This is a genomic window from Dactylosporangium sp. NPDC048998 (genome assembly GCF_043197855.1).
Lineage (GTDB): Bacteria > Actinomycetota > Actinomycetes > Mycobacteriales > Micromonosporaceae > Dactylosporangium.
Map to the genome: position 1 here is coordinate 1 of NZ_JBICTV010000050.1, position 26521 is coordinate 26521.

The 26521-nt window shown below is 70.2% G+C and carries 21 protein-coding genes and 1 pseudogene; 14 read left to right on the forward strand and 8 right to left on the reverse strand.

The genetic code is table 11. The annotated features are described in order from the left end of the window. Positions 1-210: 210 nt before the first annotated feature. A pseudogene (locus tag ACGFI8_RS44680) lies at positions 211-849 on the reverse strand (transposase); the annotation flags it as partial. 29 nt (positions 850-878) lie between these two features. After that, a complete protein-coding gene (locus ACGFI8_RS44685; RefSeq protein WP_392814349.1) occupies positions 879-1193 on the reverse strand; it encodes a hypothetical protein in 315 nt (104 codons plus the stop codon). Positions 1194-1415: 222 nt separating this feature from the next. On the opposite strand from ACGFI8_RS44685, the gene ACGFI8_RS44690 reads away from it, so the two are divergent. Beyond that, entirely contained in the window at positions 1416-2822 is a 1407-nt protein-coding gene (locus ACGFI8_RS44690) for a hypothetical protein (protein WP_392814351.1), read from the forward strand. Positions 2823-2925: 103 nt separating this feature from the next. Here the strand turns inward: ACGFI8_RS44690 and ACGFI8_RS44695 are convergent, their stop codons facing one another. After that, the gene (locus tag ACGFI8_RS44695; protein WP_392814354.1) at positions 2926-3600 is read right to left on the reverse strand and encodes a hypothetical protein; all 675 of its coding nucleotides are present in this window, start codon (positions 3598-3600) and stop codon (positions 2926-2928) included. Between the two features lie 267 nt (positions 3601-3867). After that, on the reverse strand, positions 3868-4317 hold the full coding sequence (locus ACGFI8_RS44700) for an HIT family protein (protein WP_392814356.1): 450 nt from the start codon (positions 4315-4317) through the stop codon (positions 3868-3870). A 312-nt stretch (positions 4318-4629) separates the two neighbouring features. Between ACGFI8_RS44700 and ACGFI8_RS44705 the strand changes: the two genes are divergently transcribed. Both ACGFI8_RS44705 and ACGFI8_RS44710 read left to right on the forward strand, forming a co-directional pair. Continuing rightward, a complete protein-coding gene (locus ACGFI8_RS44705; RefSeq protein ID WP_392814359.1) occupies positions 4630-5826 on the forward strand; it encodes a WD40 repeat domain-containing protein in 1197 nt (398 codons plus the stop codon). Then, positions 5763-6620: a hypothetical protein gene (locus ACGFI8_RS44710; protein ID WP_392814361.1), complete on the forward strand. Its 858-nt coding sequence runs from the start codon at positions 5763-5765 to the stop codon at positions 6618-6620. Before ACGFI8_RS44705 ends, ACGFI8_RS44710 begins: the two co-directional genes overlap by 64 nt. A 281-nt stretch (positions 6621-6901) precedes the next feature. Here ACGFI8_RS44710 and ACGFI8_RS44715 read toward each other — a convergent pair whose 3' ends face one another. Together ACGFI8_RS44715 and ACGFI8_RS44720 are read right to left on the reverse strand one after the other, a co-directional pair. After that, entirely contained in the window at positions 6902-7402 is a 501-nt protein-coding gene (locus tag ACGFI8_RS44715) for a hypothetical protein (protein WP_392814364.1), read from the reverse strand. Positions 7403-7512: 110 nt separating this feature from the next. Continuing rightward, on the reverse strand, positions 7513-9072 hold the full coding sequence (locus tag ACGFI8_RS44720; protein WP_392814366.1) for a DUF6461 domain-containing protein: 1560 nt from the start codon (positions 9070-9072) through the stop codon (positions 7513-7515). 223 nt (positions 9073-9295) lie between these two features. Between ACGFI8_RS44720 and ACGFI8_RS44725 the strand changes: the two genes are divergently transcribed. Then, the gene (locus ACGFI8_RS44725; RefSeq protein ID WP_392814369.1) at positions 9296-10123 is read left to right on the forward strand and encodes an LLM class flavin-dependent oxidoreductase; all 828 of its coding nucleotides are present in this window, start codon (positions 9296-9298) and stop codon (positions 10121-10123) included. 182 nt (positions 10124-10305) lie between these two features. Then, positions 10306-11310: an LLM class flavin-dependent oxidoreductase gene (locus tag ACGFI8_RS44730; RefSeq protein WP_392814371.1), complete on the forward strand. Its 1005-nt coding sequence runs from the start codon at positions 10306-10308 to the stop codon at positions 11308-11310. Between the two features lie 105 nt (positions 11311-11415). Here the strand turns inward: ACGFI8_RS44730 and ACGFI8_RS44735 are convergent, their stop codons facing one another. Both ACGFI8_RS44735 and ACGFI8_RS44740 read right to left on the reverse strand, forming a co-directional pair. Then, positions 11416-11841 (reverse strand): nucleoside deaminase, encoded by a 426-nt coding sequence (locus ACGFI8_RS44735; protein WP_392814374.1) that lies wholly within the window; start codon positions 11839-11841, stop codon positions 11416-11418. 19 nt (positions 11842-11860) lie between these two features. Next, on the reverse strand, positions 11861-12760 hold the full coding sequence (locus ACGFI8_RS44740) for a PhzF family phenazine biosynthesis protein (RefSeq protein ID WP_392814377.1): 900 nt from the start codon (positions 12758-12760) through the stop codon (positions 11861-11863). Between the two features lie 504 nt (positions 12761-13264). On the opposite strand from ACGFI8_RS44740, the gene ACGFI8_RS44745 reads away from it, so the two are divergent. From ACGFI8_RS44745 to ACGFI8_RS44785, 9 genes are all read left to right on the forward strand, one after another. Further along, positions 13265-15514 (forward strand): hypothetical protein, encoded by a 2250-nt coding sequence (locus tag ACGFI8_RS44745; RefSeq protein ID WP_392814380.1) that lies wholly within the window; start codon positions 13265-13267, stop codon positions 15512-15514. A gap of 377 nt (positions 15515-15891) precedes the next feature. Beyond that, entirely contained in the window at positions 15892-16821 is a 930-nt protein-coding gene (locus tag ACGFI8_RS44750; RefSeq protein WP_392814383.1) for a glycosyltransferase family 2 protein, read from the forward strand. Between the two features lie 59 nt (positions 16822-16880). Then, positions 16881-17924 carry a GNAT family N-acetyltransferase gene (locus ACGFI8_RS44755; RefSeq protein ID WP_392814385.1) on the forward strand — a complete coding sequence of 348 codons (1044 nt, stop codon included), beginning with the start codon at positions 16881-16883 and terminating at the stop codon, positions 17922-17924. Positions 17925-17982: 58 nt separating this feature from the next. Further along, a complete protein-coding gene (locus ACGFI8_RS44760) occupies positions 17983-19452 on the forward strand; it encodes a hypothetical protein (RefSeq protein ID WP_392814388.1) in 1470 nt (489 codons plus the stop codon). Then, entirely contained in the window at positions 19449-20750 is a 1302-nt protein-coding gene (locus ACGFI8_RS44765; protein WP_392814391.1) for a hypothetical protein, read from the forward strand. Before ACGFI8_RS44760 ends, ACGFI8_RS44765 begins: the two co-directional genes overlap by 4 nt. Further along, the gene (locus ACGFI8_RS44770; protein ID WP_392814394.1) at positions 20747-21790 is read left to right on the forward strand and encodes a phosphotransferase family protein; all 1044 of its coding nucleotides are present in this window, start codon (positions 20747-20749) and stop codon (positions 21788-21790) included. Before ACGFI8_RS44765 ends, ACGFI8_RS44770 begins: the two co-directional genes overlap by 4 nt. Further along, positions 21735-24119, forward strand: a complete 2385-nt coding sequence (locus tag ACGFI8_RS44775; RefSeq protein ID WP_392814396.1) for a glycosyltransferase — start codon at positions 21735-21737, stop codon at positions 24117-24119. Before ACGFI8_RS44770 ends, ACGFI8_RS44775 begins: the two co-directional genes overlap by 56 nt. Then, positions 24116-24979 (forward strand): polysaccharide deacetylase family protein, encoded by an 864-nt coding sequence (locus tag ACGFI8_RS44780; RefSeq protein WP_392814398.1) that lies wholly within the window; start codon positions 24116-24118, stop codon positions 24977-24979. Before ACGFI8_RS44775 ends, ACGFI8_RS44780 begins: the two co-directional genes overlap by 4 nt. Then, entirely contained in the window at positions 24976-26325 is a 1350-nt protein-coding gene (locus tag ACGFI8_RS44785; RefSeq protein ID WP_392814400.1) for a lipopolysaccharide biosynthesis protein, read from the forward strand. Before ACGFI8_RS44780 ends, ACGFI8_RS44785 begins: the two co-directional genes overlap by 4 nt. The last annotated feature ends 196 nt before the right edge of the window (positions 26326-26521 follow it).

Below are 26521 nucleotides of genomic sequence, written 5' to 3' on the forward strand. Positions count from 1 at the left end.
ACAAGTACTCGTTCACCAACTCGAACCCCACCGAACCCGGCCCGGCAAACGCCCAGCCGTCGTCCCGCTGGACGAGTTGCAGCGACGATTCCCCCATGTTCACGAGGAACAGATGTATCCCCGATGAACACAACTAGGCAAGGACCCGGCCACGCCCGGCGTGTCGCTGACCTGCAGGAACGCCCACCGTTAGCCGGTTAAGAGGCACGTATGCGGCCGGGAATGCGACTTCGTCACACCCAGATCGGCGAGCAGGAACGCCACCGGTTTCGACGCCATCGACGAGCCGTTGTCGGCGTGGATGGTCAACGTGTCCCGGTCGATGCCGTGCTTGGCGATCGTGTCGGCGAGCAACTGCTCGGCCAGCGCAGCGGACTCCCGGTCGGCGATCAGCCAGCCAACCGTGTACCGGGAGTAGATGTCGATGATCACGTACAGATGGAAGTACGACCACTTCGCCGGGCCGTGCAGCTTCGTGATGTCCCAACTCCAGCACTGGTTCGGCGCCGTGGCGACAAGTTCCGGCTTGACCCGGGCCGGGTGCACCGCCTGACGGCGACGCTCCCCGACCTCCCCGTACGACCGGCGGATCCGGTACATGCTCGACACCGACGCCACATAGACACCCTCGTCGGGCAGCTCGTGGTAGACGGTGGCCGGAGCCTTGTCCACGAAGTCCGGACAGTTCAGCAACGCCCGCACCGTGTCCCGCTCGACCTCACTCAACGCCCGCGGCTGCACCTTCCTTTCCCGCACCGGCCGCACCGGTGCCGGTGACTGGCGATGCCGGCGGTAATGCGACGCCTGCGCCCGGCCGGTCGCCCCGCACGCCGCCCGCACCCCGATCATCGGCTCCAGCTCGACGATCGCCTCGTCGATCAGGGCGTCGGCTCGCTCCCGCTGCTCTGACTGTCGGTCGCGAGTTGCCCCAACAGCGCGGAAAGTTTTCCCTGCACCTCAATCACCCGCCGGGCCTTGTCCAGATCGGCCTCAAGCCGCGCCACCCGCGCCCGCAACCTGGCGTTCTCCCGATCGACCGGATCGGCCTGCGGCCGTCCCGCCGGCTTGGCCAGGGCCTGCAACGCCCCCTGGTCGCGTTGCTGACGCCACGCCGCGATCAGCGAGGAGTAGATCCCTTCCCGGCGCAGCAACGCGCCCTTACCAGCCTTGCCGAGAACCTCGTACTCGGCCAAGATCCGAGCCTTCTCCGCCGCAGACCACCGCCGCATGCGGGCCTTCGCCGGAACCTCAGGATCCGGCACCCGATCGGACGACCGAGCCGGTGCGCCTGCCGCAGTGCGGGGCTCAGCGTCCGGTGCCGGCTGGGAGGCGCCCAGCAGGCCGCGACCTGGGCTTCCTCGATGGGTGCTGATGCTTCCCCGCTCGAAGGATGGCGGCGTGTACGGCGCTTCGGCGTGCCACGGTGGATGATCGAGGCCGCGACGGAGCGGCGGTTGGCCGGTGATTGGCGCGGCGCCTGCGCCGTCGCGAACGTCGAGGTGGACGTCGACCTGTCTGCCATCACCCGCGACCATGGGCGGGCCGTCGCCGAGTCGGTTGAGGACGACCTGCGCCACCTCGCACCGGATCTGCTGCGGTGGCACGTGGACCGGCTTGTGCCTCGCTCGACCGCGCCGCGTCGGGAGCCGGCCATGCTCTGCTCGTATCCAGGCGGGCACCTAAAGGTCGCGCCTCGTTACGGCCCCCCAGGGCCGCGTTTGGTACTGCGTTTCGCGGGCCCGGCCGACCCGCGTCTGGGATTGCACGCCAACCGCGAACGTTGGGACACCCGCCGTATTGGTGACCTGTTGGCCCGCCACGGCGGTCGGCTGCCATTCCTGACCTCCTCGCCGCCTGGGACCGCGGAGGAAATCATCGCTCTGCAGGACGCCGGGAAGTGGCGCAAGGCGTGGCGTCTGGCCGGGTTCGACATCGACGCCCTTGCCGACGCGAACCCGGTGCTGCGAGACCGGATCCGCACCACCCGATTCGACCTCATCACGCTCGCGGCGACGGCCCGTGAGCTCGGACGGCCTGAGGCGTTGATCGACCTCAACGGCGAATACCTGTGGATCGACGGTTTCCGGCAGCGGGTCCGGTGCGGCGGCGAACGTGGCGACATCCCGCCGGTGCTGCCCATGGCCCGAGTCGAGCGGCCGATCGACCACGACCTGGTCCGGCTCGGCAAGGTGTCGCTGGACGAACTGCACCCTTTGGCGGCCGCCGCGATGGTCGCCGGCCACGACGGTGCCGTGGGCCCCCGCCCGACGGTCGACATGTCGCCGTACACGGTCCGCTGCGGCACCGAACGGCACGTCGTCGGACCGGCTGGAATCCCACACCTGCCCGAGGAGATCCACCGGGAGAGGAGCCTGTACGCACTCGGCGGGCCCGAACCCACCGGCTGCTTCGCCGCGCACATCGGCTGGCGCGACCCGTCGGTGACCCTGCCGAAGGTGCTGCGCCGGCGCCGTTCAGCATTGGAAGAGCAAGCACGCCACGGCGACGGTCCGGCACTGACCGCCTGGCTCGACGCGGGCCTCGACCCCCACCTGCGCACAGAGCAGGGTCGCACCATGCTGCACCTGATCGTCTGGCTGCCCGACCCGGCACCCCTGCTCGCACGACTGCTCGCCGCCGGGCTCGACGTCAACGCCCACGATCGGTACGGGGACACGCCCATGCGGTACGCCATCACGTCGGGCGGCTCGACCGCCGCGATTCAGGCCCTGGCCGAGGCAGGCGGCGCCACCGACGGCTGGCAGGATGCTGCCGAACGGGCTGGCCGGTCGGCTGAACTGGCATTCCTGAATACCCGCTGACGGCACCTACGCCGATACGCACGCCGTCGCATCCAGACACATCCCGCCCCGCACTCGTCGGCTACCGCGCACCATGCGGCATGAGCGGATGCCATGGGTTTGATCAAGCATATGCGGTGATGTGAAAAATCACTTGATGATCGTTGTCCTGTGGCTTCACGTCCACCAACCTGATGTAAACAACGAGCCCTGCGCTTGTTTGGGCGCAGTAGCCCATATCGTCGCGGATCTGCTGCATTGTGAGGAGTTCCTTCCCTGCGCTGCCGATCGCTTGCTCACATGCGATCTTGCCGCCTGCTCGTGAGGCCGCAATCTTCGTGGCATTTTCGCTGCTCACCTGATCCTTTGTTATGGCAAGATCCGTTGTTTTCGTATCTTCGTCCTCATCGCCACCCCAGGCGTGAGGCGCGTCAAGATCCAGGTGACCAGTGTTGTCGACGTAGTTGACGGGCATGTCCTGGTCATACTCGATCATGTCGACCGCAGGCGGCGATGGCGGTACTGACGATGGAGGTGTTGCGGAAGGTGTTGTCGGCGGCGGACCATCTGGCGTGGGTGCCGCGCTTGACTGCGGGTCGACGGGATCATGCTTCGAGTCCTTGGCGTGGAGCCAGAGCGCTCCTGCGATGAGCAGTGCGCCGACAGTTCCTGTGACAACGCGAGCAAGGCCGGCCATCGCCGGTATCATGACGTCCTTCGCGGTCAGGCCTCGGCCGATGAGTGCCAGAATGAGGAACACCAGGCCGCCGATGCCAAGAACCGCCTCGAGAGTTACCATTTTTCACCTATTCGCGCGACCGTGTGATGTGCTCAGCCTACGAACGTGAAGATCGTTGTCTATCCAGCGTGAGTCGACATGGCATCCCACGTTTGCCGGCGGGCAGATGCGTTTGGTGGATTGATTCCGGCTGTTGCAATTTCACGCCACCGGGAGGAGTATTCCGCTTGACTGCGCGCGCGCTCATCGGCATGTCCGGGAGCTGGCGACCCAGCCGGTCGTAACGTTCCGTAGCGAGCCGATCGCGGCATGAGCGGAAGTGACCAGTCAGTCCGTCGACGCGATAGCGTCTTTGATCGCTTGCGCGTCGCTGTCGAGGAGCGACCTCTCGCGTTCCGGCGAGTCGGCCTTGAGGGTCCAGCCGTCTCCTGCGTAGCGAGGGATGACGTGAAGGTGGAAGTGGAAGACCGTCTGGAAGGCGACTTCGCCATCACAGAGGAGGACGTTGATTCCCTCGCAGCGCATGTTTGAGCGTCGCAAGGCTCGTGCCATGTTATGACCGACCGACCAAACGTGAGCGCTAGTGGCTCCATCGAGGTCTTCGAGGCCCACCGCGTGCTCGCGTGGCACGACGAGTAGATGGCCGGGTGTGACGGGGTTCAGGTCCATGAAGACCACGACGGTCTCGTCCTCGTACACCACACTGGCCTCGGCCTGTCGGGCCACAATGGCGCAGAAGATGCACCCCTGCGCCGCCGATGTCGCCCTCTGTGTCATGCGCGCAATAGTCCCAGTGTGCCCAGACAGGTGCTACTTAGTTGTTGCCGGAGCCTGACCTCTATCGACCGCTCATCGGCGTGAGCGGATGCGGCTCGTGCCGTCGAAGGTCACCGACCGTGACGTTGGGCGCGCCCTCATCGCGGCATGTGCGTGCACCTGATCAAGCGGGTGTCAGCCGGTGTCGCGCGCTCTCGGCGGCCAGATGCGCGTTTGATCGAAGGTCGTCGGTGAACCGGCCGGATTGCATATCCGCGGCGTATCCGCCACAGGTTAGGAGTAACGTCCTGAAGATCTTCGGGGAGGGGCAGGGTGGACCGGTTCGAGCGCGTGCTGACGCTGCTACGGAGTGGTCAGGGGGAAAGCGCGGAGCAGTTGCGAGCTGAGGACCCTGGGGCATGGCTGCCCCAGTGGACCGCCGGTGAACCGCTGAGCCCCGCACTGCGGCAGGCGCACCGGCTCGGCTCTCAGATCAGAGCGGTGCGCCTGGACGACACGTACGCCTGGGCGATGACTGGCGACGGTGTTTACCGCATCCCGCGCGCGGGCGTCGAGGTGCACCGGTTCAGCCTGGAGGGGCCGCACGAGTCCCATTGGGACGCCACGTTCGCCGGTGACACCGTCGTCGCGGTGGAGAACGAGCGGCTGCGCGTGTGGGACCTCGCGACTGGGAAGCTGCTGCTGGCCACCGAACCCGATGAGATTCCCCGGCGCGCGGGTCGCCTGCGCAGTCTCGCGGTCGGTGCCGGGGTCGGGGTCACCGGCACCGAGGGCGGCTACCTGCTGCAGTGGGATTTGGCCGACGGAAGGCTGCTGGCCAGGACTGCCGCCCACGGCGGTTACGTCACCCGTGTGGCGATCAGCACCGACGGCACTCCGACCGTGTTGAGCCTCGGCGGCGAGGACATCTGGACGGGGACGCTGTGTTTCCATGACCTCGACGGGTTACGGCGCACCGGCGAGGTGGCCATGCCCGAACAGACGAGTTGCGGCGGCTGGACGATGCTGGACGGTCAGCGGCGCGCGGTGACCGTCGCCGAAAATGGCCTGCTGACCGTCTGGGATCCCACCACGGCGGCGCCGGTCGCCCAGTTCCCCGCCACGACACGCCCGAGCGGGGCGCCGGTGTTCACCGCCGGCGGCGCCTGGGCTGTACTCTGCGAGACGCGGGCGCTGCGGATCGTGGACCTGCGGGACGGTTCCCTGCGCGGGACGATCCGGACCGACTTCACCGGCAGCGTCGACAAAGTTGCCGTGTGCGGCTCGTTCCTCTTCGCGGCACAGGGTCACACCTTCGAAGGGCGGACCAACCTTCTGGAGCTCACCGATCCCCTCGCGCAGGATGACAAGGACGGCCACACTTCCTCGATGCGGTCCCGGTCACGATCGGTGGGCGGCCCGTGGTTGCTGCTCTGGACGAGGATGGGCCGTTCGAGGTGTTCGACGTGGCCGATGGGCGCAGGCTCGGCGAGCCGATCGGCGAACGGAGCAACAACTACCGGACCGTAGGCGGGCACCCGAGACTGCGCGCCGTCACCGTCGGTGGCCGCGACCTCCTCGTCGTCATGTCCAAGCTCGCACCCACAACGGTCGACCCGGCCACCGGAGAAACTCATACCGCGCCGCAGCCGCCGCTGGCTCCCGCGGTGCTGTCCGCAGTCGCGACCGGCAACGGCCTCATCGCCGCGGTTAACGCCGGAGGCACCCTCGCTGTCTGGGACGCGGTCACGCTGAGGCTGCGTGCTTCGGCCCACATGGCCGCGACGCTGGAGACGACCTCGGTTGCGCTCGCCGACCTGCACGGCCGCACCGTCGTACTGACCGGCACCGACGGCGGCGGAATCCGCTGGTTCGACAGCGCCGACCTGGCCGAGCTTGCTCCGCCGGGCCGGTTCGCCGAGCGCACCAGCCCGGCCGGATACACCGTCGACAGCGGGAACTGGCCCGGACCGGACGCCGTTACCAAGTTGGAGGTGTTCGGAACTGTCGTGATCAGCGCCGTGGGCGACACTGTCAGCTGCGCCGACATCGCCACCGGCGAGCCGTCCGGACCGGCGCTGGCGCATCCGGGCAGGGTCTGGGCGATACTGCCGGCCGTCCTCGATGGCGTCTCGGTGGTCGCCACCAGTTGCGCCGACCGAGTCCTGCGGGTGTGGGAGATCGCGACCGGTCACACAATCTGGGCCGTCACGCTACCGCGATCGGTCTACCGGATCCTTTCGGTCGCCGCCGACCAGTGCATCGTCCTCGACAGCGGCTACCTCATCGCGGTCGGCCCTCGCACTACGACGACGTCCACCTGAACCGAGGCCCGAAGCCAAACACCGTCAACGCTGCGGCCTCGGCGACAACCGCCGGACCCAGCCGCTGGAGTGGATGACGCCACGATCACCCGCGATCCTCCATACCAACTGGCAGCCGCCGATGCAGAAGCTACGCGTGTGCGGGCACTCGATCAGGCGAGCGGTGGACGTAGCCGCCGAGGTGCTCGCTGCCGGGCGCTACTGCCGCGATCATGTCGGCCACGGTTCCGTCGCGTGCAGCTTGCTGCCGCCGCTGAGGCTGTGGCGGCCTGATGGCGCGCTCAGTCCTCCATGTGGCCCGCTCGTGGCGATGCTTCATCGCCGAGTCGGCGTCGCTTCCTGAGTTCCAGGATGAAGTTGACGGCTGTGATCGCGGCGATGACAACGCCGAGATACCAGGCACTCGACGCAATGTCGATACCGCGCTGACCGGCAATCAGCCCGTCTCGCGTGGCGACGCGGGACGGTTGCGACGGATCGACGAACACGTCGACGACATCGCCTTTGTGCAGCAACGCGTTCATGTTGCCAGGGCGCCGCAACACCGCGGTTCGCGATTGTCCCTGGTCTTCGAAGGCGACCGTCGCGTTGTAAGCAGCGGTCCCGAGACTGAACCACCGAATCTCCCGCTTGGTGGCCACCACCACGGCGGTGGTGGGATGTCCGGTCGCCACGACCCCGTCGATCACGCCGGTGATATGCCAGTTCCACAGATAGCTGACGGCAATGATCCCTGCCGAGACTGCAGCACTCACCGCGAACCCCCGCCACCACGCCTTCATCGCAGAACGGAACCTCCCACATCGACCGCGGTTAGGACATGCGACGCTGCCTGTTCCGGATCGGGACGGTCTTCCGTCGATCGGCGCGAAGGCCCGCGTCGCTGGGTACGTCACGAGATTCGGTGGGCGTGCCAACGCTCGTCGAGCGCCGACGGGCCTAGCTCGATGCCCGTCATCTGGGCGGCCAGGGCCAGCAGCCCGATGGCCTGCCCGCCTCCGTCCGCACCCGGCCTGGGAATCGGCAGCTCCGCGACGAGTGCGTCCAGTGCGTGCGGATCCGTACCGCACACCTGCTCGGGCGCGTAGCCGTTGCGCCGCCCACGGAGCACGCCGGCGATCGCGTGGCGGAACCAGACGTTGCTGATCGCGTTCCACTCCGCCTGGACCGCCTCGCCGCGGACGCTGAGCCGCTCCAGCAGCGGATCGGCCGGCCTGAGTCGCCGGCCGGGCTCGAGGACGACGACCCACTCGCCGACCACCCGTGTCCACGCCAGGGGTTGCGTGCTGAGGGTGACCGGGCCGGTGCTGATCGTGGCCGGATCGGCACCTAGCGTGGCGGTCACCTCAGTGACGTCCATGCCGCGGATGTACGTCGCGCAGCCGGCCCAGCCCAACCAGTGCTCGTCGAGCCACGTGGCGCTGGTGAGTCCGCCCGACCCACTGGGCGGCTCGGGTGAGCCGAGCTCGATCAGTAAGGCGTCGCGCAGCGCTCGCGCGTCGGCCCGCGTCGCCTGTACCGCGTGCCCTGCCTCGGTGATCGCCCGGAATGCGGCGGCGAGCGCGCTCGGGCTCGTGCACGCCCGGGCCGCCTCGACGGCGCGGAACTGCGGGGCGTGTCCCTGCAGATCCAGGTCCCGCGCGAGCGCGTCGAGCCGGCCTGGCGGAACCTCCTCGCCCGCGATCACCGCCGCGAGCGCGGGGTGTTCGCGCATCCCGGCGGCGAGTGCCGCCCGGTCGGTGGCGAGCCTGGCCACGCTCCGTAGCGCCGGCCCATCGGCCTGTTGCAGGGCGTAGGACAGTTCGGGGTCCTCCTGTGTCAACGGTTCGTATCGTGGATGGACCCGCTCGGCGACGTCCTGCGGCCACGGCCGCAGCGGCACCGCCAGCATCGGCCCGGCCAGCAGGTCCGGGACGAACTCAAGGCCGGTGATCCGTGCCGCGAGCGCCAACATCAACTGCTGCGTCGCGCCGATCGCCTCGTCCCACGGCAGGCCGGCCCGCAGGTCCTCGAGCGCGTTCGGATCGAACCCGCCCCGATCGTCGGGGAACAGGGCCTCGAACTCGGTCACCACCGTGCCGTGGTTGGCGTAGTTGAAGCGGGTGACAGCGTTGACGTTCCAGAAGCAGCTGACTGCGCGGCCCTCGGTCAACCGGCGCAGGACCTCCGGCCGACTGCCCTGCCAGCCGTTGTCCTCGATCGCGAGAACCCAGCCGCCGATCTGGCGCAGCACGACGGTCGCATGCGCATAGTCGGGCTCGTAGTCGCCGTCGAATGCGACGTCGACCGCCTCCTCAAGCGAGCCGCCGAATGCGACGTCGACCGCCTCCTCAAGCGAGCCGCCGAATGCCGCAGCCACCGCAACGAGGTCCATGCTCTCAACGAACGTCACACAGGCTGCCTCACCGAGCGGCGACTCGTCCAGCCACCCGTACCGCGCGATCTCCTCCACGCGACCACGCTACGGGGCCCACCCCCACCCAGGGAGACGCCTCGGCTGTCGTTAGCGACGAGCCGCGGGAGTGCAGACAATCGAGCGGGGCGGTAGCCTCTTGAGCTGGAACTCCGTCTCCCGGCTCAAGAAGTGCGTCGCAGGAAGGGCCAGGGACCCGCCCATGCGCGGGGAGGAGAGGGCGACAGTCGTTGAACGCTGCCCATCTCCAAGGAGAACGCCCATGCAACTCGGCCTCGGCCTGCCCATCAGCAACCCGCGCCTACTCACCGACTGGGCGCGGCGCGCCGAGTCATGCGGATTCGACACGCTCGCCCTGCTTGACCGGCTCGCTTACCACAACCCCGAACCGCTCGTGGCTCTGTCCGTGCTGGCCGGCGCGACGTCGCGGATCCGGCTGCAGACCGAAGTCCTGCTCGGCCCGCTGCGCGCCACCGCCCTGTTGGCCAAACAGGTCGCCACCCTCGACGTCATGTCCGGTGGTCGGTTCACGCTCGGCGTCGGTATCGGCGGCCGCGAGGACGACCACGCCGCTGCGGGCGTGCCCATCACCGCACGCGGCAGACTCCTGGAGGCCCAGCTCACCGAGCTGCGCCGGATTTGGCGCGGCAAGCCCTACCAGGGCACGACCATCGGCCCGCGACCCGACACCCCCGCCGGGCCGCCCATCCTCATCGGCGCGTTCGCGCCGGCCGCACTGCGGCGTGTCGCCCGCCACGGTGACGGTTTCCTGTGCGCAGCACCCCTCGCCTGGGCCGACAAGCTGGTACGCACCGTCCACGACGAGTGGACCGCCGCTGGGCGCAGCGGCCGGCCCCGGCTCGTCTGCCAGATGAACGTCGCCCTCGGCGCGGCCTTTGCACCGGCTCGCTCGGCCATCGCCGCCTACTACGGCCGCGACGACTGGGGTGTACCGATCGCCGACCCGAACGAACTCCTCGACACCGTCGCCGCCTACCGCACCTTCGGCGCCGACGAACTCGTCTTGTACTGCTACGCCGACGACCCGAACCAGGTAGACACCCTCGCCGGGGTCCTCGGCCTCATCTGACCTTGACGGCGGCGCCGGCGGGAGCGCGGGAATGCGCTGCCGCCGGCGCCCGGCAGGATGAGCCCGGACAGGCGTGATGAGGATATCCTAGTAACACGGTCGGTTAGATATGATAATGTGCCCGGCATGGAGACCAGGGACCGGCTGCGCCCGATCGCGAAGCTCGACCGTCGGCGGTCGTCGTGACAATCCGGACGCTTGCGTTCCTGACGCCGGGCAACTTTCCGGACGGCGACCCGTATGCAGGTCTGGAGGCGACGCTGCAGCTGTTCGAGTACGGCGAGCGTCTCGGCTTCGACGGAGGCTGGATCCGGCAGCGTCACCTCGAACACGGCGTCGGGTCCGCGGCCGTGTTCCTCGCGGCGGCCGGCCAGCGCACGACACGCCTGCAGCTCGGCACCGCGGTCATCCCGATCGGCTACGAGAGCCCGTTCCGTCTCGCTGAAGACCTGTCGATGGCCGACGTCCTGTCGCGAGGACGGCTGCAGGTCGGGTTCAGTGCGGGCACTCCGCCGCACGCCGACCTCATCGGCGACCTTGTCTTCGACGGCGACTGGCGCTCGTTCGACCTGTCCTACGGGCGGATCGCCCGCCTGCAGGACAACCTGCGTGGCGAGTTCATCGGCGGCCCGGACACGGTCATCCATTCGCCGGGCAATGTTCAGCGCCCGCGCCTGCAGCCGTACAGCAAGGGCCTTGTCGACCGGCTCTGGTACGGCGGCGGCAGCCTCCGCTCGGTCCGGTGGGCGGCGTCGGCCGGCCTGAACCTGCTCGCCGGCAACATCGTCTCCGGCGAGCACACCGACGACTTCGTGACGGCGCAGCTCACGCACATCCGCGAGTACCGCGCGATCGTCGGGCGTCCGGCCCGGATCGCAGTCGGCCGGGTGATCGTCCCGCTGGACAGCGCCGACAGGAACACCCGGCAGCGGTACCTGCGATACGCACAGTCGCGCCACGAGCGCACCCTCAAGCCGCACGGCGAGCGCCGCACCCTGTTCGCCCCGGACGTCGTCGGCACCAGCGACGAGATCGTGGACCGCCTGCGTGCGGATGCCGCCGTGCAGGCGGTCGACGAGCTTCGCCTGGAACTGCCGTACGAGTTCGACCGTGCGGACTACGAACAGATCCTGCACGACGTTGTCCATTCGGTCGCGCCGGCGCTCGGCTGGTCACCCGCGCAGTAGCGGCCCCGCGACCGAACAAGGACCGCCGGCGCTGCACGCCTGGCCGCGCCCAGCCGGTCGTCATGATGCAGCACCCGGGCCTCGGCCGGCCACGCGGATCGTCGGTCAGGTGTAGTAGCCCTCGACGGCCGCGCGGGCGGCCGCGAACAGGGCCGGCCCCTGCTGGGGGACGGGCGCGAATCCGCCGGAGGGCTTGAGCGCGTCCAGTTGCTCGCTGGAGAGGGCGTAGACGACGCGGCCGATACCGGAGCGGTCGATCGCGCCGGAGCACATGCCGCAGGGCTGGCAGCTGGTGTACAGCGTCGTGCCGGCGGCGACCTCGGCCGAGAGGTTGCGGGCCGCCCAGCGGGCGAGCTTGAGCTCCGGGTGGGCGGTGATGTCGTCGTCGGACAGCACGGTGTTGTGGTCCTCGGCGAGGACCTCGCCGCCGGGGCCGACCAGCAGCGACCCGAACGGTGCGTCGCCGCCCGCGCGGGACTGGGTGGCGAGCGCGATCGCTCGGTACAGGAAGCGTTCGTCCTCGGGCGTCACGCGGCGGCTCCCGGCAGCGTCATGGTGCCGTGGGCGACGACCAGGCCGGAACCGCTCTGATCTGTACCCGGGATCCTGACACGGTCACGGTGATCCTGCTCGGCCGGCCCATCGCGTGCCCCTGCTCGATGACGATCGTGGCCTGGCCCGCCGGCGCGGGCGTCACGATGCCGTCGGCGACGAGCAGCGCGGCCAGGGGGCCGGCCGCGGTCCCGGTGGCCGGGTCCTCCGAGATGCCCATCGCCGGGTTGAAGAACCGGGCGTAGGCGCTGGCCCCGCTGTCGACGGTGTCGTCCGTGTAGAGGTAGCAGCCTTCGCCGCCGACCTGGCGCAGCGCCGCAATGAGCCGGGCGGCGTCGGGCGCGGCCCGGTCGACGGCGGCCCGGTCGCGGATCGGCACCAGCAGGTGTCCGGCGCCGGTGGACACCACCCGGGCCGGCCGGTCGGGCACCAGGTCGTCCTCGCGTAACCCGAGCGCGTCGGCGAGGCCGGCCCGCTCGGTGACGATGGCGCCGAACACGGGCGGCGACTGGTCCATCGTGACGAACGCGCGGCCCTCGGTGCGCCGGACGTGGACCGGCAGGACGTCCTCGCCGATGTGCTGGCTGAAGGTGGTCTCGTCGCCGTCGAGGCCGAGCCGCCCCGAGGAAGCGAGCCACAGCCAGGCCCCCAGCGCGTTGTGCCCGGCGCCGAAGACCTCCTCGCCGGTCGGGGTGAACGAGCGCAGCCGCCGGGTCGTGCCGGGCCGCGAGGGCCGCAGGACGAACGTGGTCTCGGACTGGTTGAACTCGCGCGCGACGGCCCGCATCTGGTGGTCGGTGATGCCGTCGGCGTCGGGCACCAGCGTCAGCGGCGCCCCCGCCAGCGGTACCGATGCGAAGACGTCGACGTAGGCGAACTCGATGTGGGAATCGGTCACGCCTACAACGCTACGGTCGCTCGCGGCCGTCGAGTAGCTCGATCGTGCGGTATCGCGAGCTGGTCACCGCAGGATTTGCTACGTCGCGGAGGTCCTCGCGGCTGACATGCCGGACCTGGCCCGCATCACCTCCGAACTCGCCCGCATCGGTTCCATCACCACCGACCTCGTCTACGAGGTCGTCGTCGACCGCGCCGTCCCCGCCTGACCGGCGAGGCCGAGGTCGTCGCTCGGCGTCAATGGTCCTGTGGCCGCCCCTGGCAGGAACTGTCGTGTCGGCGACACATCTCTGGCGGGATTGGGCAGGCGGGCTCATAGTCGGGAGTCAAAGCGTCCGCAATTGTTTGGACGCGCTTTCTCACGTCACCTTGTGATGCGTAGGAACGCCTCGTTCGAGCGATGTGGTCGCGGTTTCCGCCTGAGGCCTCGTCGCATGGAGGCGCCATGAACACGCGCACGGCATCCCGCCGATCATGGTGCCGGAGAGGTGTCGCCACGGCCGTTGTGGCGGTCGTGGTCAGCAATGTCACGAGCCTGGAGGTCGCGCACGCCGCCGCCTCGACGGTTGCGGCAGTCGATGCCGCGAACGTGGCCCTGCGGGGGACACCGGTCAACACCACCGACAGCACCGGCAGCGTTGTCTCCAAGACGTTCAATACTCCCAGCGCGGCGGTGGCCGGTGACCTGCTGGTCGCGTCATTGTCGTACAAGACTCCGGGGTTGTCTGACATCGCCAACACGGCGCCGACCGGCTGGACCAAGATCCCCGGTGAGCTGTTCGATGTCGCGACCACTACCGGCTCGCATCTGGTGGTGGCCGTGAAGGCCGCAGTAGGGGGAACGGAGTCCGGCACGTGGGGATTTGCGAGCGCGCCGGCCGGCCTGGTGATCTCCGTGCTGGCGTACTCCGGCGCCGACACCACGATCAACACGGCGAATGGCGTGTATCCCTTCGAGAAATACGGCTACAAAGTGGAAGCCGGCGGGTCCAATACCACCACCCACACTGCCCCGGCCTTCACGCCGACGGTGGCAGGTAGTTGGGGCTTCGCGGCCTTTGCCTCCCGTGCCTCCGAGATCTGGACGCCGGGAGCGGGGTTGACCGAACGCTCCGATACCAGAGCCGCCACATCGGCCCAGGCCACACTCGAGACCAACGACTCGAACGGTGTCATCGCCACCGGTAGCCCGATTACCTACTCGAGTACCGAGTCCGGCGGTACGTCGGTGCAGGTGAGTTTTGCCGCAAACATCAAGCCGAGCGGCGCTCAGGCGCCGCAGCTGCCGACGGTGACGACCGGCAGCGCCACGGGCGTTACCAGCACTGCCGCGACCATCGCCGGCACCATCAACCCCAAGGGGTCGAGCACCACATATCACTTCGACTACGGCACCACTACGTCCTACGGGACCCGGGCACCCTCACCGGACGGTTCGGCCGGTTCCGGCACCACCGCGGCCCCGCTTTCGGCTGGTCTCAGCGGCCTGACTGCCTCCACGACGTACCACTACAGGCTCGTCGCGACCAACTCGGCAGGCACCACCAACGGCTCCGATGCCACCTTCACCACCAGCGCGGCGGGCAGCGTCGGTTATGTCGGGCCGTCGACACCGGGGGCGGCAGCGACCGGTGAGAAGCCGGAGAGCAAGTTGTGGTGGAACGACGGCGTCTGGTGGGCAGCGCTCTTCGACACGGTCAGCCAGACCTACCACATCTTCCGGCTGGATCGGTCGACGGAGACCTGGATCGACACCGGCACGCAGACCGACAACAGGACGAAGACGCGCTCCGACACCCTGTGGGACGGTACCCACCTCTATGTCGCCTCCCACGTGACGGCCAGTTCGTCCAGCGTGGCCACGTCCGGCAACCCGGCCCGCCTCTACCGCTACAGCTACACACCCGCGACGAGGACGTACAGCCTGGACACCGGATTCCCGGTCCAGATCGACAACTACTCCAGCGAGACGCTGACCATCGACAAGGACTCCACCGGCGTCCTGTGGGCGACCTGGACCCAAGGTTCGAAGGTCTACGCGAACTCCACCACGGGCAGCGACACGACGTGGGGCACGCCGTTCGTGCTCCCAGTCGCCGGCGCAGCGAATCTGGATCCCGACGACATCTCGTCCATCGTCGCCATGGGCGACCACAAGGTCGGCGTGATGTGGAGCAACCAGGTCGATTCGGCGATGTACTTCGCCACTCACGCCGACGGTGCGGCGGCGGGAACGTGGTCGGCGACCAGCACGGCGCTCGGCGGTCCCGGTTCGGCTGACGACCACATCAACCTCAAGGCCGACCAGTCCGGGCGCGTCTACGCGGCGATCAAGACCAGCTTGGACGACGCCGGCGCCGCGGCCTCCGAGCCACAGATCATGCTCCTGGTGCGGGACCCCTCGACCGGTGCCTGGGCGAGCTACCCGCTCGGCCGCATCAGCGACTGCCACACCCGGCCGATCGTTGTGCTCGACTTCGAGCACCAGGTCATCGACGTGTTCATGACTGCGCCGGACACCGGGTGCCCCTACTCGGGCTCCGACGGGACGATCTTCATGAAGAGCTCCCCGATGGGCAACATCTCCTTCCCGCTGGGCCGCGGCACGCCAGTCATTTCAGACGGGCTGTCGCCGCACCTGAACAACGTCACCTCGACCAAACAGCCGGTCACCAGCACAACCGGCCTGATCGTCATGGCCAGTAACGACACGACGCAGCGGTACTGGCACGCGGACGTCCCGCTCGGCTCATAGCGTCGTACCCCCACGCTTTCCCGGCTGAGCGCGGCTTACTCCCGCTCGGCCGCCTTCTCACCCGCCTTCTCGCCCCGGCGCGCGCGGTGGCAGGTGATCACTATGGTCGGGCCTACGGCGACGAGACCATGCGGGAGTCCACATCGGACAGACGCGTTCTTGGATGTCGCGGCTACGGGCGTTCACTCGCTGTTAACGTCACGTTCGGATTCGGGCGCAGCCGGCCGTATCGGCGCTGCGTATGCGATGCAATCGCTTCGGGCACCCTCGGGGAGGGGTTTGATGAAGACTACTGCGCGTTTCCGTCTGGGCGAAACGCGAAGCACCAACGGTGTACTGGGAAGCAACCGGGCGGTCTCCGTCAGCGGGAGGAACCGATGACGGGGTCCAGCGACATCCACAATGTCATGGGTCCCGCCGTCGGCCCGTTCCCCCCGCCGGAACGGGACGGCGGGCCATCGCTGAGCCTCCCGCGGATGCGGGACTGGGCCGACCACATTCCGGCCGAACCCATCAGCGGGATACCCGGGCGGCAGACCGTGAGCGTGGTCATCCCCACGCTCAACGAGGAGAAGAACATCGCCTGGGTGCTCAAGCGCCTGCCGTCCATCGTGGACGAAGTGGTCCTCGTCGACGGGCACTCGTCCGACCGCACGGTGGAGGTCGCGCGCGCCATCCGGCCCGACATCGTGGTGCTGGCCCAGCACTGCCGGGGCAAGGGAGACGCGGCGCGGGTCGCCTTCGCCGCGGCGAGCGGCGACCTGATCGTGATGATCGACGCGGACGGCAGCATGGATCCCAGCGAGATCCACCGATACGTCACGCCGCTGATGAACGGGTACGACTTCGTGAAGGGCTCCCGATTCCTTGCCGCCGGGGGCTCGACGGACCTGACCGCGCTCCGGCGGATCGGAAACCAGATGCTGGTCCGGATGACGAACAGCATGTTCCTCGTCCGCTTCACCGACCTGTGCTATGGGTTCTGCTCGTTCCGTCGCGAGTGCCTGCCGGCGCTCGCCCTCACGGCGCACGGCTTCGAGATAGAAACCGAACTCGTCGTGCACGCATTGAAGGCGGGCCTTCGCATCGCCGAGGTGCCGAGCACCGAACTGCCGAGGCGGTGCGGCACCTCGAACCTGCACACGTTCCGGGACGGCCAGCGGGTGCTCCGTACGCTGCTGCGGGAGCGGCTCGTGCGGCGACCGAGGCCGGTCGTGGACCCGATCGATCACCGGGTCCTGCACACCTGGTCGCTGACCGCCGAACCGTTCACTTCGGCGCTTACCGAACCGGTCGAGTCCGCGTGAGCGCGGGTCTCGGCCTGCGGCCCCGGTCGCGCCGAGCCGCCGGCACGAGTGCACCGTTCGTGACGAGTCCGGCGCCGATCGACGCGTGGCAGGAGGTGCTCGCCTCCGCCCCGCGGGCGCTGCCGACGCAGTCCCCGGAGTGGCTGGAGTGCATCTGCGCGGTCGACGGGTACGCGAACGCCTCGCGGCTCTACCGGGCCGCGGACGGCCGGCGGCTGGTGCTCCCGTTGGTGCGTCGCGCACTCGTCGGCCCGTTGATCGCGATGGAATTCTCGCTGCCGACCGGTTGGGGAGCGGCCGGTCTGCTCGGCGAGGGCGGTACCGTCCGGCCGGAGGACGTGCGGATGGTCCTCGCCGACCTCGCCCAGCGGCGCACGGTCAGTGCCTCGTTCCGTCCCGACCCCTCCACCGCGCAGTCCTGGGAGCAGGGCTGCCCGCCCGGGGTTCAGCGCGAGCCGCGCATGGCGCAGACCCTGTCCCTCGCCGGTGGCTTCGACGAGGTCTGGCGAACCCGGTTCCGCAGTGACACCCGGAACCGGGTCCGGCGAGCCGAGCGCGCCAACGTCGTTGTCGAACGGGACGACACCGGCCGGCTCGTCCCGGTCCTGCAGGAGCTGTACGCCAAGTCCGTCGACCGGTGGGCACACCAGGACGGCGTACCGCTCCCGCTGGCGCGCTGGCGGGCGGCCCGGCTGGAGCCGCCCCACAAGCTGCGTACGGTCGCCCAGGTCCTCGGCCCGCGCTGCCGGATCTACGCGGCGTTCGTCGACGGGCGACCGGCCGCCGCGATCGTCGTACTGCTCGGCCAGGTGGTGGCCTGCATGTGGCGGGGCGCGATGGACGAGGAACTCGTCGGCCCCACGTACGCCAACTACCTGTTGCACCGCATCGCCATCGAGGACGCGGCCGAGGCCGGGTGCGTGTCGTACCACCTGGGCGACTCAGCCCCCGGCTCGTCGCTGGCGCTCTTCAAGAGCCGTTTCGGCGCCGCCGAACAACACTACGCCGGCTACCGGCTCGAGCGAATGCCGATGAGCTCGCTGGCACGTCGTACGCGTGGCGTGGCCAGTGCGACGCTGCGGCGCATGAGAGGGCGTGGGTAGGCCCGTGTCCCGCAGAACGTCGCGGTTGCCGAACCCTCGCGCCGGACGCCGTCGCGTCATGGTCGCGCTGATCTCGCTCTCGTTGGTCTCCGCGCTGCTGGTCATCGGATGGAATCCCGGCCGGAAGCACACCTCGGACCCGCCGCCCGACGAGTCGGACCTCGTCGACCCCGGCGGCTACGACTGGTCCGCGCCGAAGATGCACCGCCCCGACCCGCGCACCCTGGCCGTGGGCGTCACGCACACCCAGAACTCGATCGACGACTGGGGCAACCCCGCGGCCTCCGTATCGGCGCGGGGCGTCCTGACCGCCACGGCGACCTACCAGAACCAGCACATCTACGGGTGGGGGGCGGGGAACCCCGAGCCGAGCCCGGGAAAGTTCGACTGGTCCTCGCTCGACCGCCGGATGAAGCTCATCAGGTCGACCGGCGGCATCCCCGTGATCACACTCTGCTGCGCCCCTGACTGGATGAAGGGTGGCCGGCCCGGTGAGACCGACTGGGACAAGCTGCACGTGGCGCCCGAGCCGCGGCACTACGCCGACTTCGCCGCGCTCGCTGCGGCGGTCGCCCGCCGGTATCCGGACGTGCGGTATTTCCAGGTGTGGAACGAGTTGAAGGGCTTCTGGGACGAAACCCGGAACCGATGGGACTACGAGGCGTACACGACGCTCTACAACGCGGTGTACGACGCGTTGAAGGCGGTCGACCCCAACATCGCCGTGGGCGGGCCGTACGTCGTGTTCGACCTCTGGGCGAGCCGTAAGGCCGGCGGTTACCCGTCCGACCTGTCCGGCGCCTGCGGCACGATCGACCAGCGCAGCCTCGACGTGATCGACTACTGGCTTCGGTACAAGCACGGCGCGGACTTCCTCGCGGTCGACGCCGGATCGGCGACCCGCGACGGGGGCCGGATCACCGCGACCAGCATGAGCAGCGCGCTGTTCGGCGCCCTGACCCAATGGCTGCGGCAGCGGACCTCGCTGCCGGTGTGGTGGAGCGAGTTCCACGTCGGCCAGGCCAGCGCGGACGGCCAGGCGAAACTGGTCGCCCGGGCCGTCGGCGCCCTGCTGTACATGGTCGATCAGAAGGCCGCCGCGGCACTCATCTGGCAACCGCAACGCGACGACGACCAACGCGGGACAGACTCGCCGGCGCTGTGGAGCGCGACCGACCGGTCGGACGGCGGCCAGCCCCTCGCGTACGCCGAGGCGGTCGCGCGGCTGCAGCAGGTCCTCGCGGACCGGGCCGGGGACAACGCCGTGACGTGGCCGGCGCCGGAGCTGGGACTCGTCCGCGGCCGGACGGCGCTGCTGCTCGTCCACCTCGGAACCGGCCGGATCGAGGTCAAGGTGCAGGGGCGGTCGTTGCAGCTCGAACCGTACGAGGTGCGGTACATCCCGCTGCGGACCGACCGGCCGGCGGACTTCGCCCTGGCCGCCCAGCCCACACCGGCCGAGACACCGGCGGATCCGTGCCTCGTCCTTACAGCCGCAACCACACGAGCATCGGAGACCACTCGATGACCAGCGACGACACGACCGAACGGACGGTCCAGGGAGATCCGCATCGGTGGCCGGACCCCGCTGTAGCCGAACTCGGGCTCGCCCGTACTGTGCTGGCCGGGCTTGACGAGGCGGGCGTACGGTGGTGCCTGCTCCGCGGCGGCCCCGACGGGCTCACCGCCGGGGACGACCTGGACGTCCTCGTCGCGGCGGCCGACCTCCCCCGGGCCGCGGCCGTCATCGAGGCGCACGGGCTGATCCGGCTACGCAGCCACGGCCGGGGAACCCACCGCTTCTACCTCGGTCTCGACGCGTGCACCAGCACCTGGGTCGAACTCGACCTCGTGACCGAGATCGCCTACGGCCGCCATTTCGAGGTGCGTACGGAGGCCGCCGACGAGTGCCTGGCTCGCCGCCGGAGGCAGGACGGTGTGTGGGTGCTCGCGCCCGGGGACGAGTTCTGGGCGCTGCTGCTGCACTGCGTCCTCGACAAGGGCGCCTTCGCGGCGCGCCACGTGCGCCGGCTGGACGACCTGGACCACGCGGCGTCGCTCGACGGCCCGCTGGTACGGGCGATGCCGGCGGCCACCGCGCGAACCCTGCTGCAGGACTGGCGGGCGGGACGACGGGACGCCCTCGCGGCGCAGCGCCGCGCCCTGCTTGCCGCCTGGCGGCGAACCCGCCCGGTCAGCGTGGCCGGGCGGCTCGTCGCCTCGGCCGCGCTGCGGCTCGTGGAGCGGCCGCTGCAGGCCTGGAGCAGACGGGGGATCAGCGTCGCGCTGCTCGGCCCCGACGGTTCGGGGAAGTCGACGCTCGCCACGGGCATCCAGTCGGCGTTCTACTTTCCGGTGCAGAGGGTCTACATGGGACTGTGGCCGTCGAGCGAGTCGCCGGTCAGCGTCGCCGCGCACGGGCTGCGCATTCTGCTGCGCCCCTTCACCGTGTGGCGTCGCTACCTGGCCGCGGTCCGCCACCGGGTGTTCGGGCGGGTCGTGGTCTTCGACCGGTACGTCTACGATGCGCTGCTGCCGCCGCGCGGGCCGCTGGTGTGGCTCAAACGGCCGTACTTCGTGCTGCTGAGCCGGCTCTGCCCGGCGCCGAACCTGGTCCTGCTGCTCGACGTGCCGGGTCGCGTCATGTACCTGCGGTCCGGCGAGTACGACCCCGTGCACCTGGAGGCCGAGCGGGAGCAGTATCACCGGCTGAGCCGGCGGATCCCGCACCTGGAACGCCTGGACGCGGACCGGCCGGCGGACCTGGTGCTCGCCGACGCGATCGCGCACATCTGGCGGTACTACGCGAGGCGGGTGGCCCGATGAGGGGCACGCTGCAGAAGGCCCGGCCGGTGCTGCGCGACAGCCTCGCCCGCTGGCTGCACCGGGAAGAGCGGCGGTGGACCGCCGCCGTCGCACCGCGACTGGTCGCCGGCGCGACGTCGATGCGGGACACCGGCTGGCGGACCGAGACCGTCAGCTTCACCAGCACCTCCGTCGCGGTCGCCACCGTCATCCGCTCCGGATCGCCCGACCGGTACGTGGTCAAGGTTCCGTGGACCGCCGCCGGCGCCGACGGCCTGCGGCGTCAGGCGACGGTGCTCGCGACCCTCCAGGGGGATCCGCGGCTGCCCAACCTGCGTCCGGTGCTGCCCCGCTGCCTCGCCCAAGGGACGTTCGAGGGGCGCTACTACTGCGTGGAGGAGGCGCTGCCCGGGGTCTCCGCGATGGGGCTGATGGTACGGCGGGCCTGGCGAAACATGCTCCTGCGCGCCGCCACCAGGCTGATCAGCGACCTGCACGCCCGCACCGGGGAGCAGACCGTGCTCGACCGGTCCGTCGTGCGGGCGTGGGTGGACGCACCGTTGAAACGGCTCGAGGAGTTCGCGCTCACCATGCCCCAGCCCGCCCGGCTCGTCGACGCGGTCGGGCGCCTGCGCGAGGAACTGATCGCCGTTCTTGTCGGACGGACCGTGCGCGTGTCCTGGATCCACGGCGACTTCTGGCCAGGCAACCTGCTGGCCGCGCCGCCGGGCGTGCAGGTGACCGGGGTCGTCGACTGGGACTGCGCCACACCGGGCCAGCTTCCGCTGCACGACTTGCTGCACCTGCACGTCCTGGCCCGGCGGTTGACCGGCGGCGACGAACTCGGCGACATCGTCATCCGCGCCCTGCACCGCGGCATCGAGGAGACGCTCGACGTTTCCGCCCGCGACGTCGCCGCCTGGCTGGACGCCATCCCACAGCGCGCGGCACTGCTCCTCTACTGGCTACGCCACACCCTGCTCTTCATCGACTCGGAAGGTGACCATGACAATCCACGGTGGCTTCGCGGCAACGTCGAGCGCGTCCTGGTCAGCGTCTGACCTGGTCGCCGGCCGCGACCCGGAACAGCCGGGCGACCCCGGGCCGGCGCCGAGCGTCACCGTCGTCATCTGCGTCTACACCGAACGGCGCTGGTCGCAGATCCTGCGGGCGGTCGAGTCGGTGTTCGCGCAGCAGACCCCGGCGACGCAGATCGTCGTGGTCGTGGACCACAACCCCGCGCTGCTGGACCGGGTCCGGCACACGTTCCCGGGCGTGACGGTCGTGCCGAACACCGGCCCACGCGGGCTCTCGGCGGCCCGCAACACCGGCGTGGCCGAGGCACGCGGCGAGATCGTCGCCTTCCTCGACGACGACGCGGAGGCGGAGCCCGACTGGCTGGCCCAGCTGCTGCCGCACTACCGCGACGAGCAGGTGCTGGCCGTCGGCGGGCGGGCCCTGCCGGCGTGGGAGGAGCAGCGCCCGCGGTGGCTCCCGCCCGAGTTCGACTGGGTGGTCGGGTGCAGCTTCACCGGCCAACCGACGGAGGTCTCCCCGGTGCGCAACGTCATCGGATGCAACATGTCGTTCCGCCGTACCGTTCTCGAAGGGACCGCCGGCTTCGATCCCGCGCTCGGACGGATCGGCCGCACGCCGGTCGGCTGCGAGGAGACGGAACTGTGCATCCGCATCCGCCGCCAGCACCCGGACGGCGTCGTCCTGTACGAGCCGGCGGCGCGAGTCCGGCACCGGGTCACCACGGACCGGACGACCTGGCGCTACTTCCGCCGGCGGTGCTTCTCGGAAGGGCGGTCCAAGGCGGTGGTCGCCCGCCTGGTCGGCAGCGACGCGGGGCTGTCCGCGGAGCGCCTGTACACCCGCCAGGCGCTGCCGGACGGGGTGCGCCGCGGGCTGCGCCAGACCCGCGACGGCGACGGCACCGGGCTGCTGCGGGCCGGGGCGATCGTCGCCGGGCTGCTCGTGACCGCCTCCGGCTACGTCTCCGGGCAAGCGATGCGCGCCTCCCACGCCGCCGGTAAGCCCGCCCGGCGACCGCGCGACCCGGGGCCGGCGCCGGTGCGCGTGCTCACGGTCGAACTCTCCGAGGGGTTGCCCGCGGTGCCTGACGGAGGCGGGCCGGACGGGAGCCGGTACGCGGCAGCGCAGATCCTGGTCCGGCTGCACGGGCAACCGCTGGGGCTGCTCGACATCCCGCTGCCACCCGGCGGCCTGACGGCGCCGGCGCTGGCCGGGGTGATCCGGGAACGGCTCCGCGGAGAAATCGACGAACACCTTCGGGACGACGGCCTGCCGCCGCTCGATCGGCCGGGCCCGGGCCTGCCCGACGAGACCGGAACCGTCGGCGGTGGCGTGTCGTGCCCACCTCGCCGGCCACCGCAGGAGCCGAGCCCGTTCGTCAGCGTGATCGTGCCGACGTGCGGACGGACGCCGCTGTTCGAGGCGGCACTCGACTCGCTCGCCGCGCTGGACTACCCCCGGTACGAGATTGTCGTCGTCGACAATGCCCCTCAGCGGTCCGACACGGCACGGATCGTCGCGGGGCGGGCCGCTGCCGATCCCCGGATCCGCGGCACCTGCGAACCGCGACCCGGCGTCAGCCACGCACGCAACCGGGGGCTCGCCGAGGCCCGGGGCGAGATCGTGGCCTTCGCGGACGACGACGTGATGGTGGACCGGCGCTGGCTGCGGGCGCTCGTCGACGGCTTCACCGACGCCGACGTCGCCGGGGTCACCGGACAGGTGCTTGCCCGTGAACTGGAGGCGCCGGCCCAGATCTGGCTCGAGCAGTACGGCGGTTTCGGCAAGGGCTGCCGGCGTCTGCGGTTCGACCGGACCGGATTCGAGACGATCGAGGCGCAGCACGTACACCGGGTCCCTGTGTCGCCCCGCTCGCTCTACCCGTACCTGCCGGGTTCGTACGGCTCCGGGGCGAACATGGCGTTCCGTGCCGCGCAGCTGCGCCGGTTGGGCGGCTTCGACCCGCGGCTGCCCAGCGGGGAGGACATCGACGTGCTGCTGCGCCTGGTGCTGGCCGGCGACTCGCTGGTGTACGAACCGGGCGCGATCGTGTGGCATACGCATCGGCGTGAGGTGCGGGCGTTGCGGCGCACCGTGTACCAGTACGGGACCGGCCTCAGCGCGGTGCTCGCGAAGTGCGTCGCCACCGATGCCTCGGCCCGCGTGGACCTGCTGAGACGGCTGCCGCGCGGTATGGCGTACGCCCTACTGCCGCGGTCCGGGAAGAACGCGCGGAAGCAGGACGACTACCCCGCCTCGTTCACCGCTCTGGAGCTGTGCGGGCTGGCGCTGGGCCCGGCCTACTACGCCGCCGCCGCGTGGTCGGCCCGGTCGCGACGGAGCCCTCGGTGAGCGCCGCGCGACCGAGGACCGTCGTGCCCGTGCTCGGGTACCACAGCATCAGCGACGAGTGCCGTGACGGGACGCTGCGCTGGTCGGTGTCCCCCGGCGACTTCGACGAGCAGATGGCGCTGATCAGGGAGCGGGGGCGCACCCCGTTGACGGTCAGCCGGTACGCCGCCGTGCTGCGTGGACTGGCACCGCTGCCGCCGCGACCGGTGCTGATCACCTTCGACGACGGGTTCCCCGACCTCGCCGAGACCGCGCTGCCGGTGCTGCGCCGGTACGACCTCGCGGCGACCGCGTACGTCATCACGTCCCGGCTGGGCGTGGCGCGGCCGACCGGCAGCGATCCCGCGCTGGACTGGGACGGACTGGCAGAGCTGCGCGCGCACGGGGTGGAGATCGGGTCGCACAGCCGCACGCACCACGCTCTGGACTGCCTACGCCGCCGACAGCTGGATTCGGAGATCGCACGCAGCAGGCGGGAGCTCGAGGACGGGCTGCGGGCACCCGTGTCGTCGTTCGCCTACCCGTATGGCTACCACAGCCCGGCGGTCTGCCGCGCGGTACAGGCAGCCGGCTACTCCTCAGCCTGTGCCGTGAAGAACGCGCTGAGCCACGAGGAGGACGACGTCTTCGCCATCGCCCGCGTCCTGATCGAGCGCGACACCGGCACCGAGGCACTCGACGCGCTGCTCGACGGGCGTGGCCGGCCGCCGGCCTGGCGCGGCGAGCACCTGCAGACGCGGGGCTGGCGTGCGTACCGGCGGGTCCGCCATGTTTTGCACGCGGCGCGCCCCGCCGCCCGTCGGCCACGCATGCCGGACCGGAGCGAGCCGCCTGACCGCGGCCGGGAGGTGGCGTCATGACAGGGCGACACACCGGAATCGCCGATCCGGCGATCACGGACGGCGCGACGGCCCTCGGCTCCGTCGCCGATACCGCCCCGGTCGCGGTGCGGCTGCGCCGCCACCTGCGCAATCCGCTGAACAGCAACGTCTACGCCCTGATGGCCAACACGGTCCTCAGTTCGGTGCTGGGCGTCGCGTACTGGGCGATCGCGGCGAGGCTGTACTCCCCGGCGGAGCTGGGGATCGGCGCCGCCATGGTCTCGACGATGACCTTCCTGAGCAACCTGTCCCAGCTCAACCTGAACGGGACGCTCGCCCGTTTCCTGCCGGCCGCGGGTCGGCAGGGGACCCGGCTGGTCGGCTACGCCTACGGGACCAGCTGCCTGGTGGCGCTCGCCATCAGCGGCGCCTTCCTGGCGATCACCCCGGTCGTGGCCGACCAGTTCGACTTCCTGCACCGGGCCCCGCTGCTCGCCCTCTGCTTCGCGCTGGCCGTCGCCGGCTGGGGCGTCTTCACGCTGCAGGACAGCGTGCTCACCGCGCTGCGGGGAGCCGTCTGGGTCCCGGCCGAGAACGCCATTTTCGGCATCCTCAAGATCGCGTTGTTGGTGCTGCTGGCCGGTGCGGCACCGAGCCTCGGGATCTTCGTCTCCTGGAATCTCGCGGTCGTGGCCGCGCTCATCCCCGTCAACCTGCTGGTGTTCCGCAGGCTGCTGCCCCGGTTGCACGCGCGGGGCGACGCGGGTGCCCTGCCCGGCCGCCGGGCCCTGGCCCGGTTCGTCGCGCTGGACTACGTGGGGTACCTGTTCATGCAGGCCGGCACGAACGCACTGCCGCTGATCGTGACCGCCAAGCTGGGCGCGGAGGCCAACGGTGTGTTCTATGTGGCGTGGCTGCTCGGCAGCTCGGCGGAGCTCGTGGCGTACCACTTCGGCACCTCGCTCACCGTGGAGGCCGCCGCCGACGAGTCCCGGCTCGCGGCGTACACACGGCAGATGCTGCGCCGGGCTCTGCTCCTGTTCACGCCGGCGGTCGCCCTGCTCTGCGGGTCGGCGCCGCTGCTGCTGACCCTGTTCGGCGAGCACTACGCCGGAGCCGGCGCGAACACCCTGCGGCTCTTCGCCGTCGCGGTGCTGCCCAAGCTGGTGGTGATCGTCTTCATCGCCGCATCCAGGGTGCAGCGCCGGGTCGGCCGGATCATTCTGGTCAACGCCGCGGCGAGCACGCTGGTGCTGTCGCTGACCCTGCTCACCATGAACAAGCTCGGGGTGACCGGGGTCGGCGCCGCCTACCTGGCCGCTCAGCTGATCGTAGCGGCAGCCGTCCTGCCGGCGCTGCTGCGAATTGCGAGAGGCAAGCCGTGAGCGGTTCGCAGCGGAGCGAAGCGGAGGTGACAGCGTGAGCGGTTCGGAGCGGAGCGGAGAGGCCGCTCACCGTGGGTGCAGGTTCAGCTCGCGCTGCGGCCGGAGCGAAGCGGAGGTGACAGCGTGAGCGGTTCGGAGCGGAGCGGAGAGGCCGCTCACCGTGGGTGCAGGTTCAGCTCGCGCTGCGGCCGGAGCG

Excerpts from the sequence above, each read along its gene's own strand:
- ACGFI8_RS44725 (WP_392814369.1), top strand. The coding sequence starts at position 9,296 with ATGCAACTCGGCCTCGGCCTGCCCATCAGCAACCCGCGCCTACTCACC.
- ACGFI8_RS44715 (WP_392814364.1), bottom strand. The coding sequence starts at position 7,402 with ATGAAGGCGTGGTGGCGGGGGTTCGCGGTGAGTGCTGCAGTCTCGGCA.
- ACGFI8_RS44750 (WP_392814383.1), top strand. The coding sequence starts at position 15,892 with ATGACGGGGTCCAGCGACATCCACAATGTCATGGGTCCCGCCGTCGGC.
- ACGFI8_RS44760 (WP_392814388.1), top strand. The coding sequence starts at position 17,983 with ATGGTCGCGCTGATCTCGCTCTCGTTGGTCTCCGCGCTGCTGGTCATC.
- ACGFI8_RS44770 (WP_392814394.1), top strand. The coding sequence starts at position 20,747 with ATGAGGGGCACGCTGCAGAAGGCCCGGCCGGTGCTGCGCGACAGCCTC.
- ACGFI8_RS44775 (WP_392814396.1), top strand. The coding sequence starts at position 21,735 with ATGACAATCCACGGTGGCTTCGCGGCAACGTCGAGCGCGTCCTGGTCA.
- ACGFI8_RS44695 (WP_392814354.1), bottom strand. The coding sequence starts at position 3,600 with ATGGTAACTCTCGAGGCGGTTCTTGGCATCGGCGGCCTGGTGTTCCTC.
- ACGFI8_RS44700 (WP_392814356.1), bottom strand. The coding sequence starts at position 4,317 with ATGACACAGAGGGCGACATCGGCGGCGCAGGGGTGCATCTTCTGCGCC.
- ACGFI8_RS44785 (WP_392814400.1), top strand. The coding sequence starts at position 24,976 with ATGACAGGGCGACACACCGGAATCGCCGATCCGGCGATCACGGACGGC.
- ACGFI8_RS44765 (WP_392814391.1), top strand. The coding sequence starts at position 19,449 with ATGACCAGCGACGACACGACCGAACGGACGGTCCAGGGAGATCCGCAT.